The organism is Paenisporosarcina sp. P4_D4, from assembly GCF_056401835.1.
The window spans coordinates 1-15,118 of the sequence record NZ_JBFUIO010000013.1 but is presented as its reverse complement, the minus strand read 5'-3'; the positions used below and the strand labels follow the sequence as shown (position 1 = coordinate 15,118).

Annotated in this window: 18 protein-coding genes and 1 riboswitch; of the genes, 13 read left to right on the top strand and 5 right to left on the bottom strand. The window is 36.8% G+C overall.

From position 1 onward, the window contains the following. The first annotated feature begins 20 nt into the window (after nt 1–20). From AC1DSL_RS05650 to AC1DSL_RS05625, 6 genes are all read left to right on the top strand, one after another. On the top strand, nt 21–356 hold the full coding sequence (locus AC1DSL_RS05650; protein WP_342542659.1) for a DMT family transporter: 336 nt from the start codon (nt 21–23) through the stop codon (nt 354–356). Beyond that, the gene (locus AC1DSL_RS05645) at nt 356–670 is read left to right on the top strand and encodes a DMT family transporter (protein ID WP_477531488.1); all 315 of its coding nucleotides are present in this window, start codon (nt 356–358) and stop codon (nt 668–670) included. The genes AC1DSL_RS05650 and AC1DSL_RS05645 overlap by 1 nt, the downstream gene beginning before the upstream one ends. A 152-nt stretch (nt 671–822) precedes the next feature. Next, nucleotides 823–927, top strand: a riboswitch (SAM riboswitch). A gap of 72 nt (nt 928–999) precedes the next feature. Next, nucleotides 1,000–2,214: a 2,3-diketo-5-methylthiopentyl-1-phosphate enolase gene (locus AC1DSL_RS05640; RefSeq protein ID WP_477531487.1), complete on the top strand. Its 1,215-nt coding sequence runs from the start codon at nt 1,000–1,002 to the stop codon at nt 2,212–2,214. Beyond that, the gene (locus AC1DSL_RS05635; RefSeq protein ID WP_477531486.1) at nt 2,211–2,870 is read left to right on the top strand and encodes a 2-hydroxy-3-keto-5-methylthiopentenyl-1-phosphate phosphatase; all 660 of its coding nucleotides are present in this window, start codon (nt 2,211–2,213) and stop codon (nt 2,868–2,870) included. Before AC1DSL_RS05640 ends, AC1DSL_RS05635 begins: the two co-directional genes overlap by 4 nt. Next, nucleotides 2,867–3,496, top strand: a complete 630-nt coding sequence (locus AC1DSL_RS05630; RefSeq protein ID WP_477531485.1) for a methylthioribulose 1-phosphate dehydratase — start codon at nt 2,867–2,869, stop codon at nt 3,494–3,496. The genes AC1DSL_RS05635 and AC1DSL_RS05630 overlap by 4 nt, the downstream gene beginning before the upstream one ends. 2 nt (nt 3,497–3,498) lie before the next feature. Continuing rightward, a complete protein-coding gene (locus AC1DSL_RS05625; protein WP_477531484.1) occupies nt 3,499–4,029 on the top strand; it encodes a cupin domain-containing protein in 531 nt (176 codons plus the stop codon). 258 nt (nt 4,030–4,287) lie between these two features. On the opposite strand, the gene AC1DSL_RS05620 is transcribed toward AC1DSL_RS05625, so the two are convergent. Together AC1DSL_RS05620 and AC1DSL_RS05615 are read right to left on the bottom strand one after the other, a co-directional pair. Further along, on the bottom strand, nt 4,288–4,386 hold the full coding sequence (locus tag AC1DSL_RS05620; protein WP_081637846.1) for a YjcZ family sporulation protein: 99 nt from the start codon (nt 4,384–4,386) through the stop codon (nt 4,288–4,290). Between the two features lie 106 nt (nt 4,387–4,492). Next, nucleotides 4,493–5,146 carry a plasmid pRiA4b ORF-3 family protein gene (locus AC1DSL_RS05615; protein WP_477531483.1) on the bottom strand — a complete coding sequence of 218 codons (654 nt, stop codon included), beginning with the start codon at nt 5,144–5,146 and terminating at the stop codon, nt 4,493–4,495. 223 nt (nt 5,147–5,369) lie between these two features. On the opposite strand from AC1DSL_RS05615, the gene AC1DSL_RS05610 reads away from it, so the two are divergent. After that, nucleotides 5,370–6,038 (top strand): TVP38/TMEM64 family protein, encoded by a 669-nt coding sequence (locus AC1DSL_RS05610; RefSeq protein ID WP_016429817.1) that lies wholly within the window; start codon nt 5,370–5,372, stop codon nt 6,036–6,038. A 36-nt stretch (nt 6,039–6,074) separates the two neighbouring features. Here the strand turns inward: AC1DSL_RS05610 and AC1DSL_RS05605 are convergent, their stop codons facing one another. The 3 genes from AC1DSL_RS05605 to AC1DSL_RS05595 all read right to left on the bottom strand — a co-directional run bounded on the left by AC1DSL_RS05605 (nt 6,075) and on the right by AC1DSL_RS05595 (nt 8,512). Next, on the bottom strand, nt 6,075–6,872 hold the full coding sequence (locus AC1DSL_RS05605; RefSeq protein ID WP_477531482.1) for an alpha/beta fold hydrolase: 798 nt from the start codon (nt 6,870–6,872) through the stop codon (nt 6,075–6,077). Between the two features lie 161 nt (nt 6,873–7,033). Next, nucleotides 7,034–7,123 (bottom strand): YjcZ family sporulation protein, encoded by a 90-nt coding sequence (locus AC1DSL_RS05600; RefSeq protein ID WP_477531481.1) that lies wholly within the window; start codon nt 7,121–7,123, stop codon nt 7,034–7,036. A 414-nt stretch (nt 7,124–7,537) separates the two neighbouring features. Further along, complete coding sequence (locus AC1DSL_RS05595) at nt 7,538–8,512, bottom strand: F510_1955 family glycosylhydrolase (RefSeq protein WP_477531480.1); 975 nt, start codon at nt 8,510–8,512, stop codon at nt 7,538–7,540. A 172-nt stretch (nt 8,513–8,684) separates the two neighbouring features. Between AC1DSL_RS05595 and AC1DSL_RS05590 the strand changes: the two genes are divergently transcribed. From AC1DSL_RS05590 to AC1DSL_RS05565, 6 genes are all read left to right on the top strand, one after another. Next, nucleotides 8,685–8,834, top strand: a complete 150-nt coding sequence (locus AC1DSL_RS05590) for a hypothetical protein (RefSeq protein WP_477531479.1) — start codon at nt 8,685–8,687, stop codon at nt 8,832–8,834. A 160-nt stretch (nt 8,835–8,994) separates the two neighbouring features. Then, the gene (locus AC1DSL_RS05585) at nt 8,995–9,219 is read left to right on the top strand and encodes a transcriptional regulator (RefSeq protein ID WP_477531478.1); all 225 of its coding nucleotides are present in this window, start codon (nt 8,995–8,997) and stop codon (nt 9,217–9,219) included. After that, the gene (locus AC1DSL_RS05580; RefSeq protein ID WP_477531477.1) at nt 9,219–9,575 is read left to right on the top strand and encodes a YolD-like family protein; all 357 of its coding nucleotides are present in this window, start codon (nt 9,219–9,221) and stop codon (nt 9,573–9,575) included. The genes AC1DSL_RS05585 and AC1DSL_RS05580 overlap by 1 nt, the downstream gene beginning before the upstream one ends. Before the next feature lie 346 nt (nt 9,576–9,921). Next, on the top strand, nt 9,922–11,025 hold the full coding sequence (locus AC1DSL_RS05575; RefSeq protein WP_477531476.1) for a hypothetical protein: 1,104 nt from the start codon (nt 9,922–9,924) through the stop codon (nt 11,023–11,025). 2 nt (nt 11,026–11,027) lie between these two features. Next, nucleotides 11,028–12,914 carry an McrB family protein gene (locus AC1DSL_RS05570; RefSeq protein ID WP_477531475.1) on the top strand — a complete coding sequence of 629 codons (1,887 nt, stop codon included), beginning with the start codon at nt 11,028–11,030 and terminating at the stop codon, nt 12,912–12,914. Further along, nucleotides 12,898–14,679 (top strand): nuclease domain-containing protein, encoded by a 1,782-nt coding sequence (locus tag AC1DSL_RS05565; RefSeq protein WP_477531474.1) that lies wholly within the window; start codon nt 12,898–12,900, stop codon nt 14,677–14,679. Before AC1DSL_RS05570 ends, AC1DSL_RS05565 begins: the two co-directional genes overlap by 17 nt. The last annotated feature ends 439 nt before the right edge of the window (nt 14,680–15,118 follow it).

Genomic DNA, 15,118 nt, shown 5'->3' with positions numbered 1-15,118 from the left:
TGGAAAAGGAGTATGTTTTCATGAATAAAGAATGGATGAAAGTCTTCATAGCAGCATTTTTTGAAGTGTTTTGGGTAATTGGTCTCAAGCATGCGGATGATATTTGGACATGGTTGGGCACGGCAATTGCGATTTCAGTGAGTTTCTATTTAATGATTATGGCAGGGAAAACACTTCCTGTTGGAACCGTGTATGCAGTGTTTGTCGGACTTGGTACAGCTGGTACAGTGATTGCGGATATCCTCTTTTTCGGGGAATCATTTAGTATCGCAAAAATTGCCTTGATTGCACTTCTGTTAATTGGGGTTGTCGGGCTTAAGCTGGTGACAAAAGAACAGGAAGAGGTGGAATCCTAATGGCGTGGATATTCTTAATCATTGCTGGATTGTTTGAAATGACAGGTGTGGCGATGATCAGTCAAGTGCATAAAAGTCGCAATTGGAAGTCCATTAGCGGATTGTTCGCAAGCTTTTTGGCAAGCTTCCTGTTCCTTGCACTCGCCATGGAAACCCTTCCGATGGGTACGGCATACGCAGTGTGGACAGGTATTGGTGCTTCAGGTGGAGCGATTTTAGGCATGATTTTATACGGGGAGCCTAAAACATGGTTGCGCATGCTGTTTATTGCCATGGTGTTAGGAGCGGCTGTCGGTTTGAAATTTATTTCTTAGGACGGTCATATCTATTTCCCGGCAAACATAGCATAACTTTATCACACACATAAAAAGCAGTATATTTTAATTTGTTAGAAAATTATGTTGACAAGTATTTTGCACCCTGTCATAATCCAATTTAGATTTTAAAAAATATCATATCTACATTTTTCTTATCAAGAGCAGGTGGAGGGACTAGCCCTATGAAACCCGGCAACCGACTTACGCGAGTAGGCACGGTGCTAATTCTTGCAGCAGTAGCTGACAGATAAGAGGATGTTAGTTCAACTACTAACCTCTTCTTTTTTGTGAAGAGGTTTTTTATTTTCCCTAAAGAGGTGGAGACATTGAGTGAAGTAATCGCGACTTATTTAGTCCATAGCATAGAAGAAAATTTAGAAAAAAAAGCAGAAGGCATCGCACTTGGCTTGACGGTCGGATCATGGACCGACTTACCGCAACTGGAACAACAGCAACTGAAGAAACATAAGGGACGCGTTGTATCTGTCCAAAAAGAAAATAGTCAATTAGAAAGCCGAACGAAAGGAATTATTCGCATTGCATACCCCATGGCGAATTTCAGTCCTGATTTGCCAGCCATTTTAACGACGACTTTTGGCAAGTTATCACTGGACGGGGAAATCAAATTAATTGATTTGGAGTTCAGTCCGGAATTAACGGGCCACTTTCCAGGGCCGAAATTCGGCACAGAAGGAATCCGACAATTGACAGGCGTGCAAGAACGACCATTTGTCATGAGTATCTTTAAAGGCATACTCGGGAAAGATTTGGGCTTTTTACTAACACAACTCGAACACCAAGCACGCGGTGGTGTGGATTTTGTGAAAGATGATGAAATTTTATTCGAAAACGAGTCGACGCCTTTTGAACAACGGATTGTAAAAGGACGTGAAGTACTCGAGCATGTTTTCTCGGAGACAGGTCACCGCACACGTTACGCAGTGAATTTGACAGGACGTACATTCGACTTAAAAGACAAAGCAAGACACGCGACAGAGCTAGGGGCAGATATGTTGCTGTTTAATGTTTATGCATACGGATTGGATACACTGCAAAGTTTAGCTGAAGATCCAGAAATTGCGATTCCGATTATGGCACACCCAGCCGTTTCGGGAGCATTCACTCCATCCCAAAAGTATGGTCTCTCAAACCACCTCGCACTGGGTAAATTATTGCGACTTGCCGGGGCGGATTTCTCGTTATTTCCTTCACCATATGGCAGTGTGGCCTTGGAAAAATCAGAAACACTACAAATTGCAGATGCACTCCATGTTCCTGGTTTGATAAAGACCTCTTTGCCAGTGCCTTCAGCCGGAATTCATCCGGGCATGGTGCCGCAACTGATTGAAGACTTTGGTATTGATTCCGTCATCAATGCAGGTGGCGGGGTGCACGGACATCCAGCAGGTTCTGCGGCAGGGGGCAAAGCATTCAGGCAAGCGGTTGATGCAACGCTTTCAAGGAAGACCTTATCAGAGGCTGCGCAAACAAATGCAGAACTGCAACAAGCACTGGAATTGTGGGGTGACAAAGTACGATGACACAACCCGTTATATTTTGTGATTTTGATGGCACGATTACCACGAAAGATAACATTATGGCCATCATGAAAAAATTCGCACCCCCCGAGTGGGAGCCGATTAAAGATCAGATTCTCGGCCAACAAATAACCATTCAACAAGGCGTGACACAACTTTTCAACTTGCTATCAACCGACCAAAAAGATGAAATTACCCAATTTGTATTGGAACAGGCACAAATTCGAGAAGGATTTGAGGATTTTGTGGCCTATACGAAAGCACAGAAGATTCCACTCTTTATTGTATCTGGAGGCATTGATTTCTTTGTTAAGCCACTCGTGAAGGAACATATAGAAGACGACCGTATTTACTGCAATGTGGCAGATTTTTCTGGAGAAACCATCACAATCAACTGGCCTCATACATGCGATGAACATTGCTCGAATGGCTGTGGTTGTTGTAAACCATCCATTATCCGCAAACTGAGTGACGACAACACTTACAAAATCGTCATCGGTGATTCCATTACCGATTTGCAAGCGGCCAAACTGGCAGACAAAGTCATAGCGCGGGACTTCCTCATCGAAAAATGCGAAGAACTCGATATTCCTTTTGAGCCATTTGAAACATTTACAGACGTGATTCACATTTTAAAGCAATTGGAGGTACGCACATGAGCAATTACTTTTCCCGTTGGAACGAGCTTGCGGCCATAAAAAAAGAACTCGCAGACCGCGATTGGTTCTACGGAACGAGTGGTAATTTATCGATTAAGGTAACGAATGAACCGGTTACATTCCTCGTTACAGCATCCGGTAAGGACAAAAGGAAATTCACGGATCATGACTTTTTACTGGTTGATGCAGCTGGTGAAAAGTTGGAGGAAACGATGTCAAAGCCATCGGCTGAAACTTTGCTCCACGCTAAGATTTATAACAAAACAAATGCCGGTTGTGTCCTTCATGTGCACACGATTGACAACAATGTCATCACAGAACTGTATAAACATGATACACATATCGATTTCACCGGAAATGAAATTATTAAAGCACTCGGTTCCTGGGAACAAGATGCCAAAGTCAGCATTCCGATCATTCCAAATGTCGCGCATATCCCGACACTTGCTGAACAATTTGATCGTTATGTAACAGGGGACACGGGAGCAATCCTGATTAAAAATCACGGCATCACGGTGTGGGGCAAAGACGCTTTTGAAGCGAAAAAATATTTGGAAGCATGGGAATTTTTATTCTCGTACCAAGTGAAAATAGCAACTATAAAACATGTAGTGGGGAGTTATTAAAAATGGCATACATTCGCAAACACGCAAACAACGAACGCATTGAAGAAGAGCAAGCAGTCATCGCCTTTTTGAACAGCAATGAAGTTATTTATGAAAAATGGGACATCGAGAAGCTTCCAACCAATCTTCGTGAAAAATTCAATTTAACAGATGAAGAAAAACATCAGATTCTATCCGCATTCGGAATCGAAATTGCTGACATTTCCGAGCGACGCAACTACCAGCAAGCGGATGTGATTTCACTCTCTGAATCAACGCCTAACTTGGAACAACTGTTGAAAAATTTCCAACAGGAGCACCATCATGAAGACGATGAAGTGCGTTTCATCGTCAGCGGTCATGGCATTTTCGTCATTCAATCGGAAGACGGAGAGTTCTTTGATGTCGAGTTGCAACCGGGAGACTTAATCTCTGTACCTGAAAATGTTCGGCACTACTTTACGCTGATGGAAGACCGTAAAGTTGTAGCAGTACGCATCTTTGTCACGACAGAAGGCTGGGTACCGATTTACGAGAAGGAAACAGTCGCTTAATTAAAGGTTGATTACTTTTTGACCACTTGATAAAGGTCTTTGACCAGTCAAGATTGATTTTCATCCAGTCAGCCCAAGTTTTTGACCATTCGTAGCCGCTTTTCGTCCATTCGCCTAGACACGGAAAAAATCATCCTTTCCAGACACACAATAAAACCTGACATCCCGTAAGGAGTCAGGTTTTTTGTACTTATTACACACGATGGGGGAAGAAAGAGTCGTGCGTCATAGTCGAATGTGAGGGTTAATTTCTATAAATTAGTATAGACAACTCGCACCGACAATAATTAACAAGATGAAGAGAACAACAATCAACGTGAACGTAGAACCGCTAGTATTGCAGCATTCGTATCCCATGCTTTACACCACCTTTTTAGAAAGGATGCTTTAGCATATGCACATCTTTGGCACTGACTCGGGAAAAAATCACGGTTCATTACACAAGATTGTTTCTTGCTTCACTTTATTTTATTTGGCCACACCATTCTTCTTTCAAGACGGCATTTACTTTGGCTAAGTTGAACTTTTGATACCCTTGACCTTCTGCCCATGCTTTCATCCCCGCGTGTTCAGGGTCATCTTTGTCTTTCATGACACGCTTGAATTCGTCATATCCAGGCGGACCTCCCACATCTTCAGGTGGGCAAGTACCTTTGCCTTCGAGCAGTTGCGGATAATTATACGCGTAATCATCCACTACTTGTTCGAGCACCACTTCGTGGTCCCAGCTGTCTCCAAAGTCATACATGTAGCGAAATACGGGGGAGTCATGGACGTATTTGGTCAAATCCACATCGCGTGCGAGTAATAGCTGAGTACGGATAAACCGTTGATACATTCTGAATTCATACGATCCTTCTTCTGGCGGGTTTTTCATATAGTATTGGGCCATGCCGAAGTTTTCTGAAACCGATTCTTCATCGCCGACTAATTGAATCGTTTTATTGTTCTTGGAATCGTCGATGGAGAAATTAAATAAGTGACTATTTGTCCATCCGACTGAGGTTTGGATAATCGAATGTAAATCATAAAAATCGAGCGTCTCAGGTACGATAATGCGACGCCATACTTTCGGTTTTACATAATTTAGCGTGACAAGAAATTGATAGCCTTTCAAGATATCACCTCTACTTTAGAATTTTTCCCCATCATACCACAGAAGCATTTGTTCTGGTTTTCTGGAGAGTATTGGTGAGGCCTCATTGTTATAAAAAACGGCGTTAGCTGGAAATGTTTACAGTTCCCATTTCTATCAATTTTAAGAAACATGGTATGATAGAAGAAAATTAATTTATTGCACAATAAAATTATTTCCATAGGAAGATACAAGTGGGTGACGAATGAAAGAAGCGATCAACAAATTCACGCATAAAAACTGGTTGGTTTGGGCTGGCTTATTGTTGCTGCTCATTTTTTTACTATTAAATCGTCAGATCATTACTCTTCTCGTAAATCGTGACGTCGAAGGCATTCAAGATTTTTTGGATGATAATCTGCTTTATGCATATATATTTATGCTGGTCATCATGATTCTCCAAAATTCGTTTACGGTGTTTCCTTTACTATTAGTAATTACCATCAACATTACGCTGTTTGGATTTTTTGATGGTTTTTTATGGAGCTGGATTTCCAGTGTAATCGCCGCAGTCTTCGTCTTCTGTGCCGTCCGCTTCTTGTTTCAAGAAAGATTGATTGAAAAATTCAAACCAGGTTTACTTGTACAAATAGAAGCGAATGGATTTGCTTATGTATTCCAAGCGCGGATTTTCCCTTTAGTCCCGACTAGTTTGGTCAATATATTGGGAGGATTGAGCACGGTTCGGTTTTGGCCGTTTATTCTTGCCACGACCATCGGGAATTTTATTTATTTTTTCATCCTGGCACTGATTCCCGCTGGTCTAGTCTCAAAGGAAATTGATGAAGCCATGATTTGGGTCATTTTAGTGAGTGCTATATTGTTATACTACTTGTTCAAACTTGTTCGAAAAAAACGGAAACCCTCTAACTAAAGAGACTAACCCAGTTCACAAAGTGTGAGCTGGGTTTTATTTTTGATCTAAAAATTCGAGTACGAAATCCAAGAACAGCAAGGGTTGTTCCACATTAGGCGCATGTCCTGACTGATTGAACTCCACAAACGTGGCATTCGGAATCAATTTCGCTGTTTCACGTCCTACTTCAGGCGGATTCAATCCATCATGATCACCACTGATGACCAATGATTCAGCTGTTATACGATACAAATCCTCACGGAAATCAAAGCCCTCTAACGCTTCATTTGCAGCTTCAATCTCGTTAGCGGTCAATGGTGAACCCTTTTCAGCAGCATAGTGACTCCACTTGCCGACAGCTTTGAGGTCATGAAAAATATATGGAGAGACTTTGGCTACTTTCTCTGAAAAGTCCATTCCTTCAAGTTCTTTTGCATGTTTGGCAAACAAGGCTTCCATTGAAGATGTTTTCCCTTGGGATTTCGTTGCCACTAAAATCAGTTTCTTCACACGTTCCGGTGAAGCAATTGCTACACCTTGCGCAATATAGCTGCCCATTGAGACACCTAGCAAATAAGTTTCTTCAATCCCTAAATGTTCAAGCAATCGAAGTACATCGCCGATATGATCATCTAACGTATACGATGATGGTTTCTCGGAGTCCCCGTGCCCACGTGCATCTAGTACGATTGTTCGAAAATACTTCTTGAATACTTTTACTTCCGCATCAAACATATGGCGATTGCCGGTTAACCCATGCAGTAACAATAGAGGCTCACCGGATCCATATTCTTCATATGTTAGACTCGTTCCATTACTCTTAAATGTTCCCATCCAATCACCTCTAATCATAATGTTCCCTCGTGCACTCGAATGAAAACAACAGCTAAGGTGTTACTTATTCTTTTAATTCTCAGAAACGGGGCTTGTCCAAAAATAATAGGGGAGAGCGCATACAAAGCGCTCTCGGAGTGCTTGTGAGAGTGGTTTTCTTTTCCTTGCGATTATTTTAATTAGTAAAGAAAAGCAGCTCCGACAATAATCAACAAAATGAAAAGTACCACAAGTAAAGCGAAAGAAGATCCGCAGTTGTTATATCCCATAGATAACACCGCCTTTCATAATGAGATGTTGTATTATACGTAATACAACGGTCTGCATATGGGGCAATGTCTTGGGTAATATAAATAAATCTATGTTTCCAGGCAAAGGACCAAGTCTACGAACCTCGTAGTTTGTTGTTCAAGCAAGATTCTTCATAGTATAAATATTATATGGTTAATATAGTTAATATATGCAATGAAGCCAATCGTCTCTGAGAATTATTGGATTTTTTCCATACATGCAAAAGTAAAGCGAATGCCAACACGAAGACAAGACAAGATACTGTCCAGCTATTCACTTTTTACTCCTCACCTTCATCCAGTAGTTATCCATATCGTTCCCTACAGACACTAGACTAAACGCCTTTCAGACAATTAGTGCTTAGTGAAAAGTGCTTTTACAGTGAATCGCTTTTATTTAGAAACGCTACCGGCAGCTAAAATTTGTTTCCAATTAGCTCCGCCATCAGTTGTTTGGTACACATCATTTTTCAATGTTGCGATGGATATTTCATTGTCATCAGTAGGATGCACAGCAATGTAAATAATCGCATTATCCTTCTTCAGTTCTGGAATGGCCATGGCTTTTTCCTCTTTTGTCGCAAGGTCGATTTGATTCAATTGAACTTTGCTATCTACTATTTCCGCAACATATGCCTGTCGTTCGTTTAACAAAGCATAAGTGATTGTCTTGTCTTTCGTAGCAAGGGAAAATGTCTTGCCCGCATCTTTAGATACGTACAACCCACGGTCTGTACCAATCGCAACGGTTTCAGGTTCATCTGGATGTGCAGATATATTGGACATCATGTTAGCTTCAAATCCACCCATATCCATGGTAGTCCACGACTTACCTAAATCATCCGAATAATAAAAGCCGTTTCCTAACTTTTCAGTTGGCGTTTCATTAAAAACGTAGATGCGATCCGTATTGTAACCAGCTGCTAAATAGTGAAAGTCAATTTCACCTTCGAATGCATATTGCTCAAACGACTCGCCTGCATTTGTACTTTTGAGCAGACCAAGCGGATTTTTATATTTCGAACCAGGCTCAGGATGACCACTGGAAACAAAGCCGTCCGCCACAGCTTGGAAGCCCATGTAATCATGCTTCTCACCCGTTGTTTCTTTCCATTTTCCTTCTTCATACAAAACAGGACCGTGGTGGCTGGCAAGCATTAGGGCATCACCTGAACCAGGGTAGCCAAGCCCATGAATATGAGATACTTCAACGTCCGTTGTTTCCTTATAAAAATCTCCAGATGGAGAGGAAGAACTCTCCTGAGTTGATTTCTCTACTTTGTGTTCATTGTGTTCGGTCTTTTCATTTGATGAACAGGCTGCTAGCATCAAACTCATAAGTCCCATCATAAGAATCCGTTTTTGCATATTCCACACTCACTTTCCTTGAATGGTAAATCCGTACGTATATCATCATCGGCTAACTGCCTTCATTTTACACGAAAAGTAGATTTAACTTGTGCTCATAAACCTGGAAGCAAGATGTAGCTGAAAAAGAGGTAAAATAAAGACAGGAAAAATGATCAAAGGATTGATACAGATGAAACTAGCGATTATCACAGACATTCAAGGGAATGAACCTGGCATACATCAAGCGTTCTATGACAAAGAAGCATTCTTGGAGAAATTCGAACTCCTTCAAGTGCCGCAACGTGAAATAATGTTCAAGCTGTTTTATATAGGTGAATAACGATATACGATAACCCTTCGACTCCAAGTTGAAGGGTTATTTTTATTGAATTGGAACATACTTTTAAAATGATTGGACCGTTTTATGTAAAAACTCCTCTAATTACCATTGATAAAAGAACAAATGTTCGCATATAATGAGAAAAAAGGAGGCGGCTTGAATGAAAGACAACATCGTAAAAATCATGAAGCGGCACGGTATTTTGGAAATGGTCTATTTAGCGAAGGATGGAAATATCACCAAACGTCGTGTGAAAATTATCAAAGCCTACCATGACACGTTTCAGGCGTACTGTTTTACGAAGCAAGCAAAGCGTACTTTTTACTTTGACAATGTCTTAGCAGCCGTCCCCGTCATTCGAAAAGAACGAGAGGACGTGATCTGATGAAAATTAACCGCGGATTAAAAATGCAAGGCGACCTCAAAGATCGCGGCAAAATCAAATGGACGGCCATGATGCTGCCAGAGCACGTCGCGCAACTCCGCGAATGGCAACAAGAACACGAGTTGGTCAAAAAGCCCGAACTCGACGCGTTCGATTACGATACGATGCAGGAAGAAATCGAACGCGCACTCATCAGCCGAATGGAAACCCGCCTCACTTCGTGGAAGAGCGGCAAAATCCACTATCACCGCGGCATCATCAAAGAAGCCAACAATCAGTGCCTACGATACGAAGACCCTTACGGCATCCACCAACTGCCCCTCGACGAACTCGTCGGCGTCTTTGTCCTGGCCTAACCCTTAAAGAGCACAAAAAACCTCTTTAGCCATTCAACTAAAGAGGTCATTTACCACGAACAGGTAACTTTAGTATATTCACTTCTTCTGAAATTGGAATTAACTCCTCCCGCTCAAACCCCAACTTCTCATAAAGCCGTCACTGCAGGAACGAAAAGAGCAAAAATAGGATGCTGAGGGTGTATTGTACACTGGCATCCTATTAATGTTGCTTGTTAACATGAAGAAATAATTAATGAATTTAATAGTCGGTTATGAAATTTCTAAAATTTTCAATATTTCTCAACTTCTAATTTTTTAAGTGTTAAAATAGTAGAAAAGATTTACGAATGAAAGGAGTTTTCAAATGAGCGCACTAAAAGAAATTTGGACATGGATCTTTTTACAAAAGAATGATAAAGAAATGGAAGAGTTAGTGAAAAAAGCCGGAATAAAAATATCTGGTTTTAGGCCAGGAACAATTCCGAAAAACTCAAAAAAACTTGTAGCATCTACAGTCACAAATAATGTTAACATAAAAAAACTTGACGCACTTAAATATGAACCACAGAGTAAAATCACCGAAAGATATAATTTTAAGGAAATGTCCGTTACAGACTTCTTAGACATTGATGACATACCCTTCGGAATAATATTAAGTTATTTAATAACCAATGACAAAAAGCCTGAGGCAGAAGAATTATTTGAAATTATGAGAAAGAGAAATACTGATGATGAACTAGAAGTATTAGAGCAAAAGAGAATTAACAATTATATTAACAATTTTATGAATGAATTGGAAAAAAGAAGTAATGAAAAAATAAATAATGAAGAAAAAAAAGATGAAAAAAAAATGTTGAAAATGGAGTTGAAACTAAATAAAACTAGTAAGTTATATAATAAGTTACAAGAAGAACTTTCTACATATAAATTAAAAACCAAGGAACAAATAAAATTATTGTCTATAGAAAATCATAAATTGAATCAACAATTAATAGTTCTACAAAAAGAAAAAGAAAAAAAAGATGAAGAACTAATATTACATGAAAAAGAGAAGATTAATATTTTCAAGGAAAGTAGTAAAAAAGTGGAAGAATTGAAGAATGAGAATAATTTTTTAAAGGGTAATGTGGAAGAACTTGAAGAACAATTGAAAAATGTGAAGCTTTCTAATAGGCATAATGGAAACAATTTAAAAGAGGTTCCAGAAGATTCATCTAAAAAAATATTGTTAATTGGAAATCCATTTAATGAAAAAATTTTCCAAGACATAGAAATAGAAGTTGATTTTATAGAGAAATTTGAAATAGAAAGTACCAACTTAAATATTTATGAAGAAATAATCTTTCTTTCTTACAGAGTAGATGAAACATTCTATTTAAAACTAAGTAAAAGTAATCATAAAATAAAAAAAGTAGAGAACTTTTTGGATTTGAAAAAAGAATTATTAAAATATAAAAGGGTTGTGTAAAAATGAAAGCAAAGAGATGGGATGCAAGACTATTAGGAAGATTAGTTGGAAATAGTGAAATAGATAATCAAACCGTATTTGTAAATACTAATAATACATTACAATTTTACATAAAAATAATTTCCGAATCGCCAAGTGATTTTCCGATAGATGTGAAAATTGTTACTTGTTATTCTGATTCAATCAGCCAGTGGGGTTTTGATGACGATTCTACACTTAGTGAATACGAGAGAATTGAGAGAATAAAAGAATTCCTAAGAGATTCATTATTGATTTTTCAAGTTGAAAAAAGAATTTCAGACTTTAGAGAATATTTTATAGCAACAAATATTACAATAACACCCAAGAAAGATTCTTATAGTACAAATATGACATTTATCCCAATTCCAATTTTCACTTCTTCTGAAGAAGTTGACAAGGATGAATTCGAAAAGAGACTTTTAACAAACAAATATGTTGGACATAACAATTCAGTCTCAAAAGAAGATGAAGATACGCCAAGTTTTGTTGTTTGGAAAGATGAAGATAAGGGCTTTATAACTTATGGAGAGTTTGACAGTCATAGATATGCACATGGAGGATTCTTATATCTGTCGGAACAAGAATTAAAAAGAATAGAACTTGATCAAGAACTTATTCAAGAAATACATACTTATGAGGATAAGTTATTTTTCATTCCCTATAGTTTACATCAAGAAATTTATAATAGGTTAAAACAAGGTGATGTTATCTCAAATATTCCGCCAGAAACAGAAAATCCTGATAAAGAAAATAAAGAAGAGGAAGAGAAAAATTCTGAAATAGAATTTATGACATATTTTAAAGAAAAAACAAAGGAATTAGGTTTAGTATATTCTGATGTTGATTTATATAATTTTCATATTGCAATGAAAACACAGTCCTTGGTTATATTGTCTGGGATGAGCGGGACAGGTAAATCTCAATTAGTTTCAGCGTATTCCAAGGCATTAGGGCTTGCCCAATCACATCTGAATTTTATATCTGTTAGACCTTCTTGGACAGATGACTCAGATTTAATTGGATATCCAGATACACTAAATAATGTATATAGACCAGGCGATTCCGGGTTAGTAAATACATTAATAAAGGCGGAAGCAGATGAAGAATCAGAAAATCTTTATATTGTATGTTTTGATGAAATGAATTTAGCCCGAGTTGAGCATTACTTTGCTCAATTTCTATCAGTTCTTGAAACTGACACAAGAATATTAAAATTATATAATGAAGATTTGCAATATCGTTTTTACAATGGTGAACAATATAGATCAAGTCTTGTAATAAAAGATAATGTTATGTTTGTGGGTACAGTTAATATAGATGAAACGACACATAATTTTAGTGATAAAGTTCTTGATAGAGCAAATGTTATTAAACTCGAAGTATTAAACTACGCAAATCTTTTAGATATAGAAGTGAAAAAAAGTAAACCGCGAGAACGAGTGGTTACAGCAAAAGAATATTCAAGTTATAGAAATAAAGATAAAAAAATCAGTTTAGAATATGAAGAATTGAATTTATTGTGGGATATTCATAATGCATTAAAAAATACTAGCGAAAAATTAGGAATCGGTTTAAGAGTCATTAAGCAAATTGACAAATATTTAAAAAACATTCCTAGTGATTGTCCATTTAGTAGACAAGAAGCTTTGGATGTACAAATTGTTCAGCGGATAATGACAAAAATTAGAGGATCTGAAGATGTTTTAAAACCTCTTATAGGTGATTATATTGAGCAGCAAGACACGGTAACTAATAGTATCTTATTTGAGATATTTGATAGGTATAATACATTATCTGATTTCACTAAAACTAGACTTGAAATTATACAAAAGTCTAAGGAGATTAACCGTAATGGATTTACCATTTGAATTATACATTATTAATGGATATACAAAAAAAAGAATCCAAAAATTTACTACAACGCAAGAAGAGATTAAAGATTTAAGTGAAAATGATATTGTTAAAGTAACTGAAAATATAGATCTGTCAATTATATTTATTAATTCGGGAAATAGTAAATTATATATGGATGGATTAGAAACTCTACCGGAATCACAAGTAAGTATCGATGAGAAAGGGGAAGTTTATTTATCTCCTCATTCAGAAGAGCAAATCATATTTAAATATGGTAATGAATACTATCCATTAATTCCTGGTTATTATCGGGTAATGATTGTCTCTAATGAAATTAAATATTATTCTTTAATAAAAGTTGAAACAAAGGAAATGGAAATTGAACAGTGGGAAATAATGAGAGACGAAGTTGAGATGAAACTTAATGGCCTTGCACAAGATTTGATGAGGAAAAACACGAATATTAATATTGATAATACTTATCCAATACCATTTTCTTTGATGAGACAATTCATTATATTAAATGAAAATAAGAGCCGTTTAATTTCGACAATTGAAGATATAATATCTAATCCTCGATATGAATTAAAAAAAGAATATCATCTTGTACAAGATTCTCGGGTTCGAAGGATTGATGAACATACTATTAAGTTTAAAGCTGAACACCCTAACCTAAAAAATTTATTAAAAGAGCCTAAGCCTGTTTATTATTATAAATTAAAAGAAAATATTATGTTAAAACACATTGTAATGAAATTGAATGTGATCACCAAAAATTTAAAGGAATTTCTTCTTAATTCGGAACAAAAAGTAATTATAGAAATTAAAGAGAGTTCTTATTGGGGTGAATCAAACAAATCTAATTTAAGATTGCAGAATAAAATTATAAATGATTTACAAAAAATGAAAAATGACATTCAAAAAATAGAAAAATCTTGGAATAAATTTCTTTTAATTAAATGGATTAAGGAATTAGAAGAGAGTAATCAAGATCAAGTACCATTAGCGATGTTGTTTGACAATAGATATAATTTTATTAATCAAATATATAGAGAAATGATGGAACAAAAATATTCAATTTCACTTGATGAATCTTTTAAATTTCATTGGAAGAGAACTGATAAGCTATACGAAATATGGGGATTTATTAAAGTGATTGAAACATTGTTATCAGAAAAAATGGGATATAAAGCTGTTGAAGGATGGCTATTAAAAATTAATTCTAGTAGTACAAATGTGGAAGTACCAGAATTATCACAAGGCTCATATGTAATATTTAAAAAAGAAGAAATAGAAATCATAATAACTTATGATGAAGTATTACCTTCTTCTTCAGACAAAACATCTTTAAGAAAGCCTCTATATACTAGCTCAAATCATAACCGTCCTGATTGTAGAATTGATGTATATGATGCTAATGGACATATTGGGAGTATGATTTTAGACTTCAAATATAGACCTTTACATAATATATGGAAAGACTCGCTTATGAGTAAAAGTAATCCTTCAGATGTTATGAAACAATTAAATAATTATAGTTCAATGTGCAGGAGTAGTTGGCTATATAAGGGAAGAATGAATGAAAGACAATTAAGGCAAATTAGACCAGTATTTGAAGTATGGCCAGTTTACCCAGGACGAGGAAAAAAAAATAAGAGAGAATTAAATGAACATCAAATCAGGCTAGTTGATCTTTCGCCCGGAGAAGAACATGAATATTTCGTGGATATTTTTAGTAAAGCAATAGACGAAATTGTAAATAGTGCTCCTGAAGGGTGAACCTGCAATGAATGCTAATTTTAAAGTTTATATTGCGTAATGAACTCAATTGATAGTGAATTTAGTCAGATAATTATTAAATAATTGGTACTTAATAGAAGGAAAAAGAGTARCCTAAWTWAWTTAGGYTACTCTTTTTAGTTACGTTATTGCTAACAACAAACTGAAAAATTTGGAATAATTGTCCATCATAAGAAAGGGATTCATAATGGGTATTTTTCAATAGTGAACGTACATGAACCGGTTTCTTTCAGAAAAGATATTCTCCTATTTAAATGTACGGTATCGCATTTTTACAATCTGCAAATTAGGAGCAATATCCAGTAAACATTCTTGCTGGAACCCCAACTTTTCATAAAGAGTAGCAGCAGGGATATTCTTTAATCCCGTTGAGACAATCACATCACGATTGCCCCGTATTTCTTCCACTACGTATTTC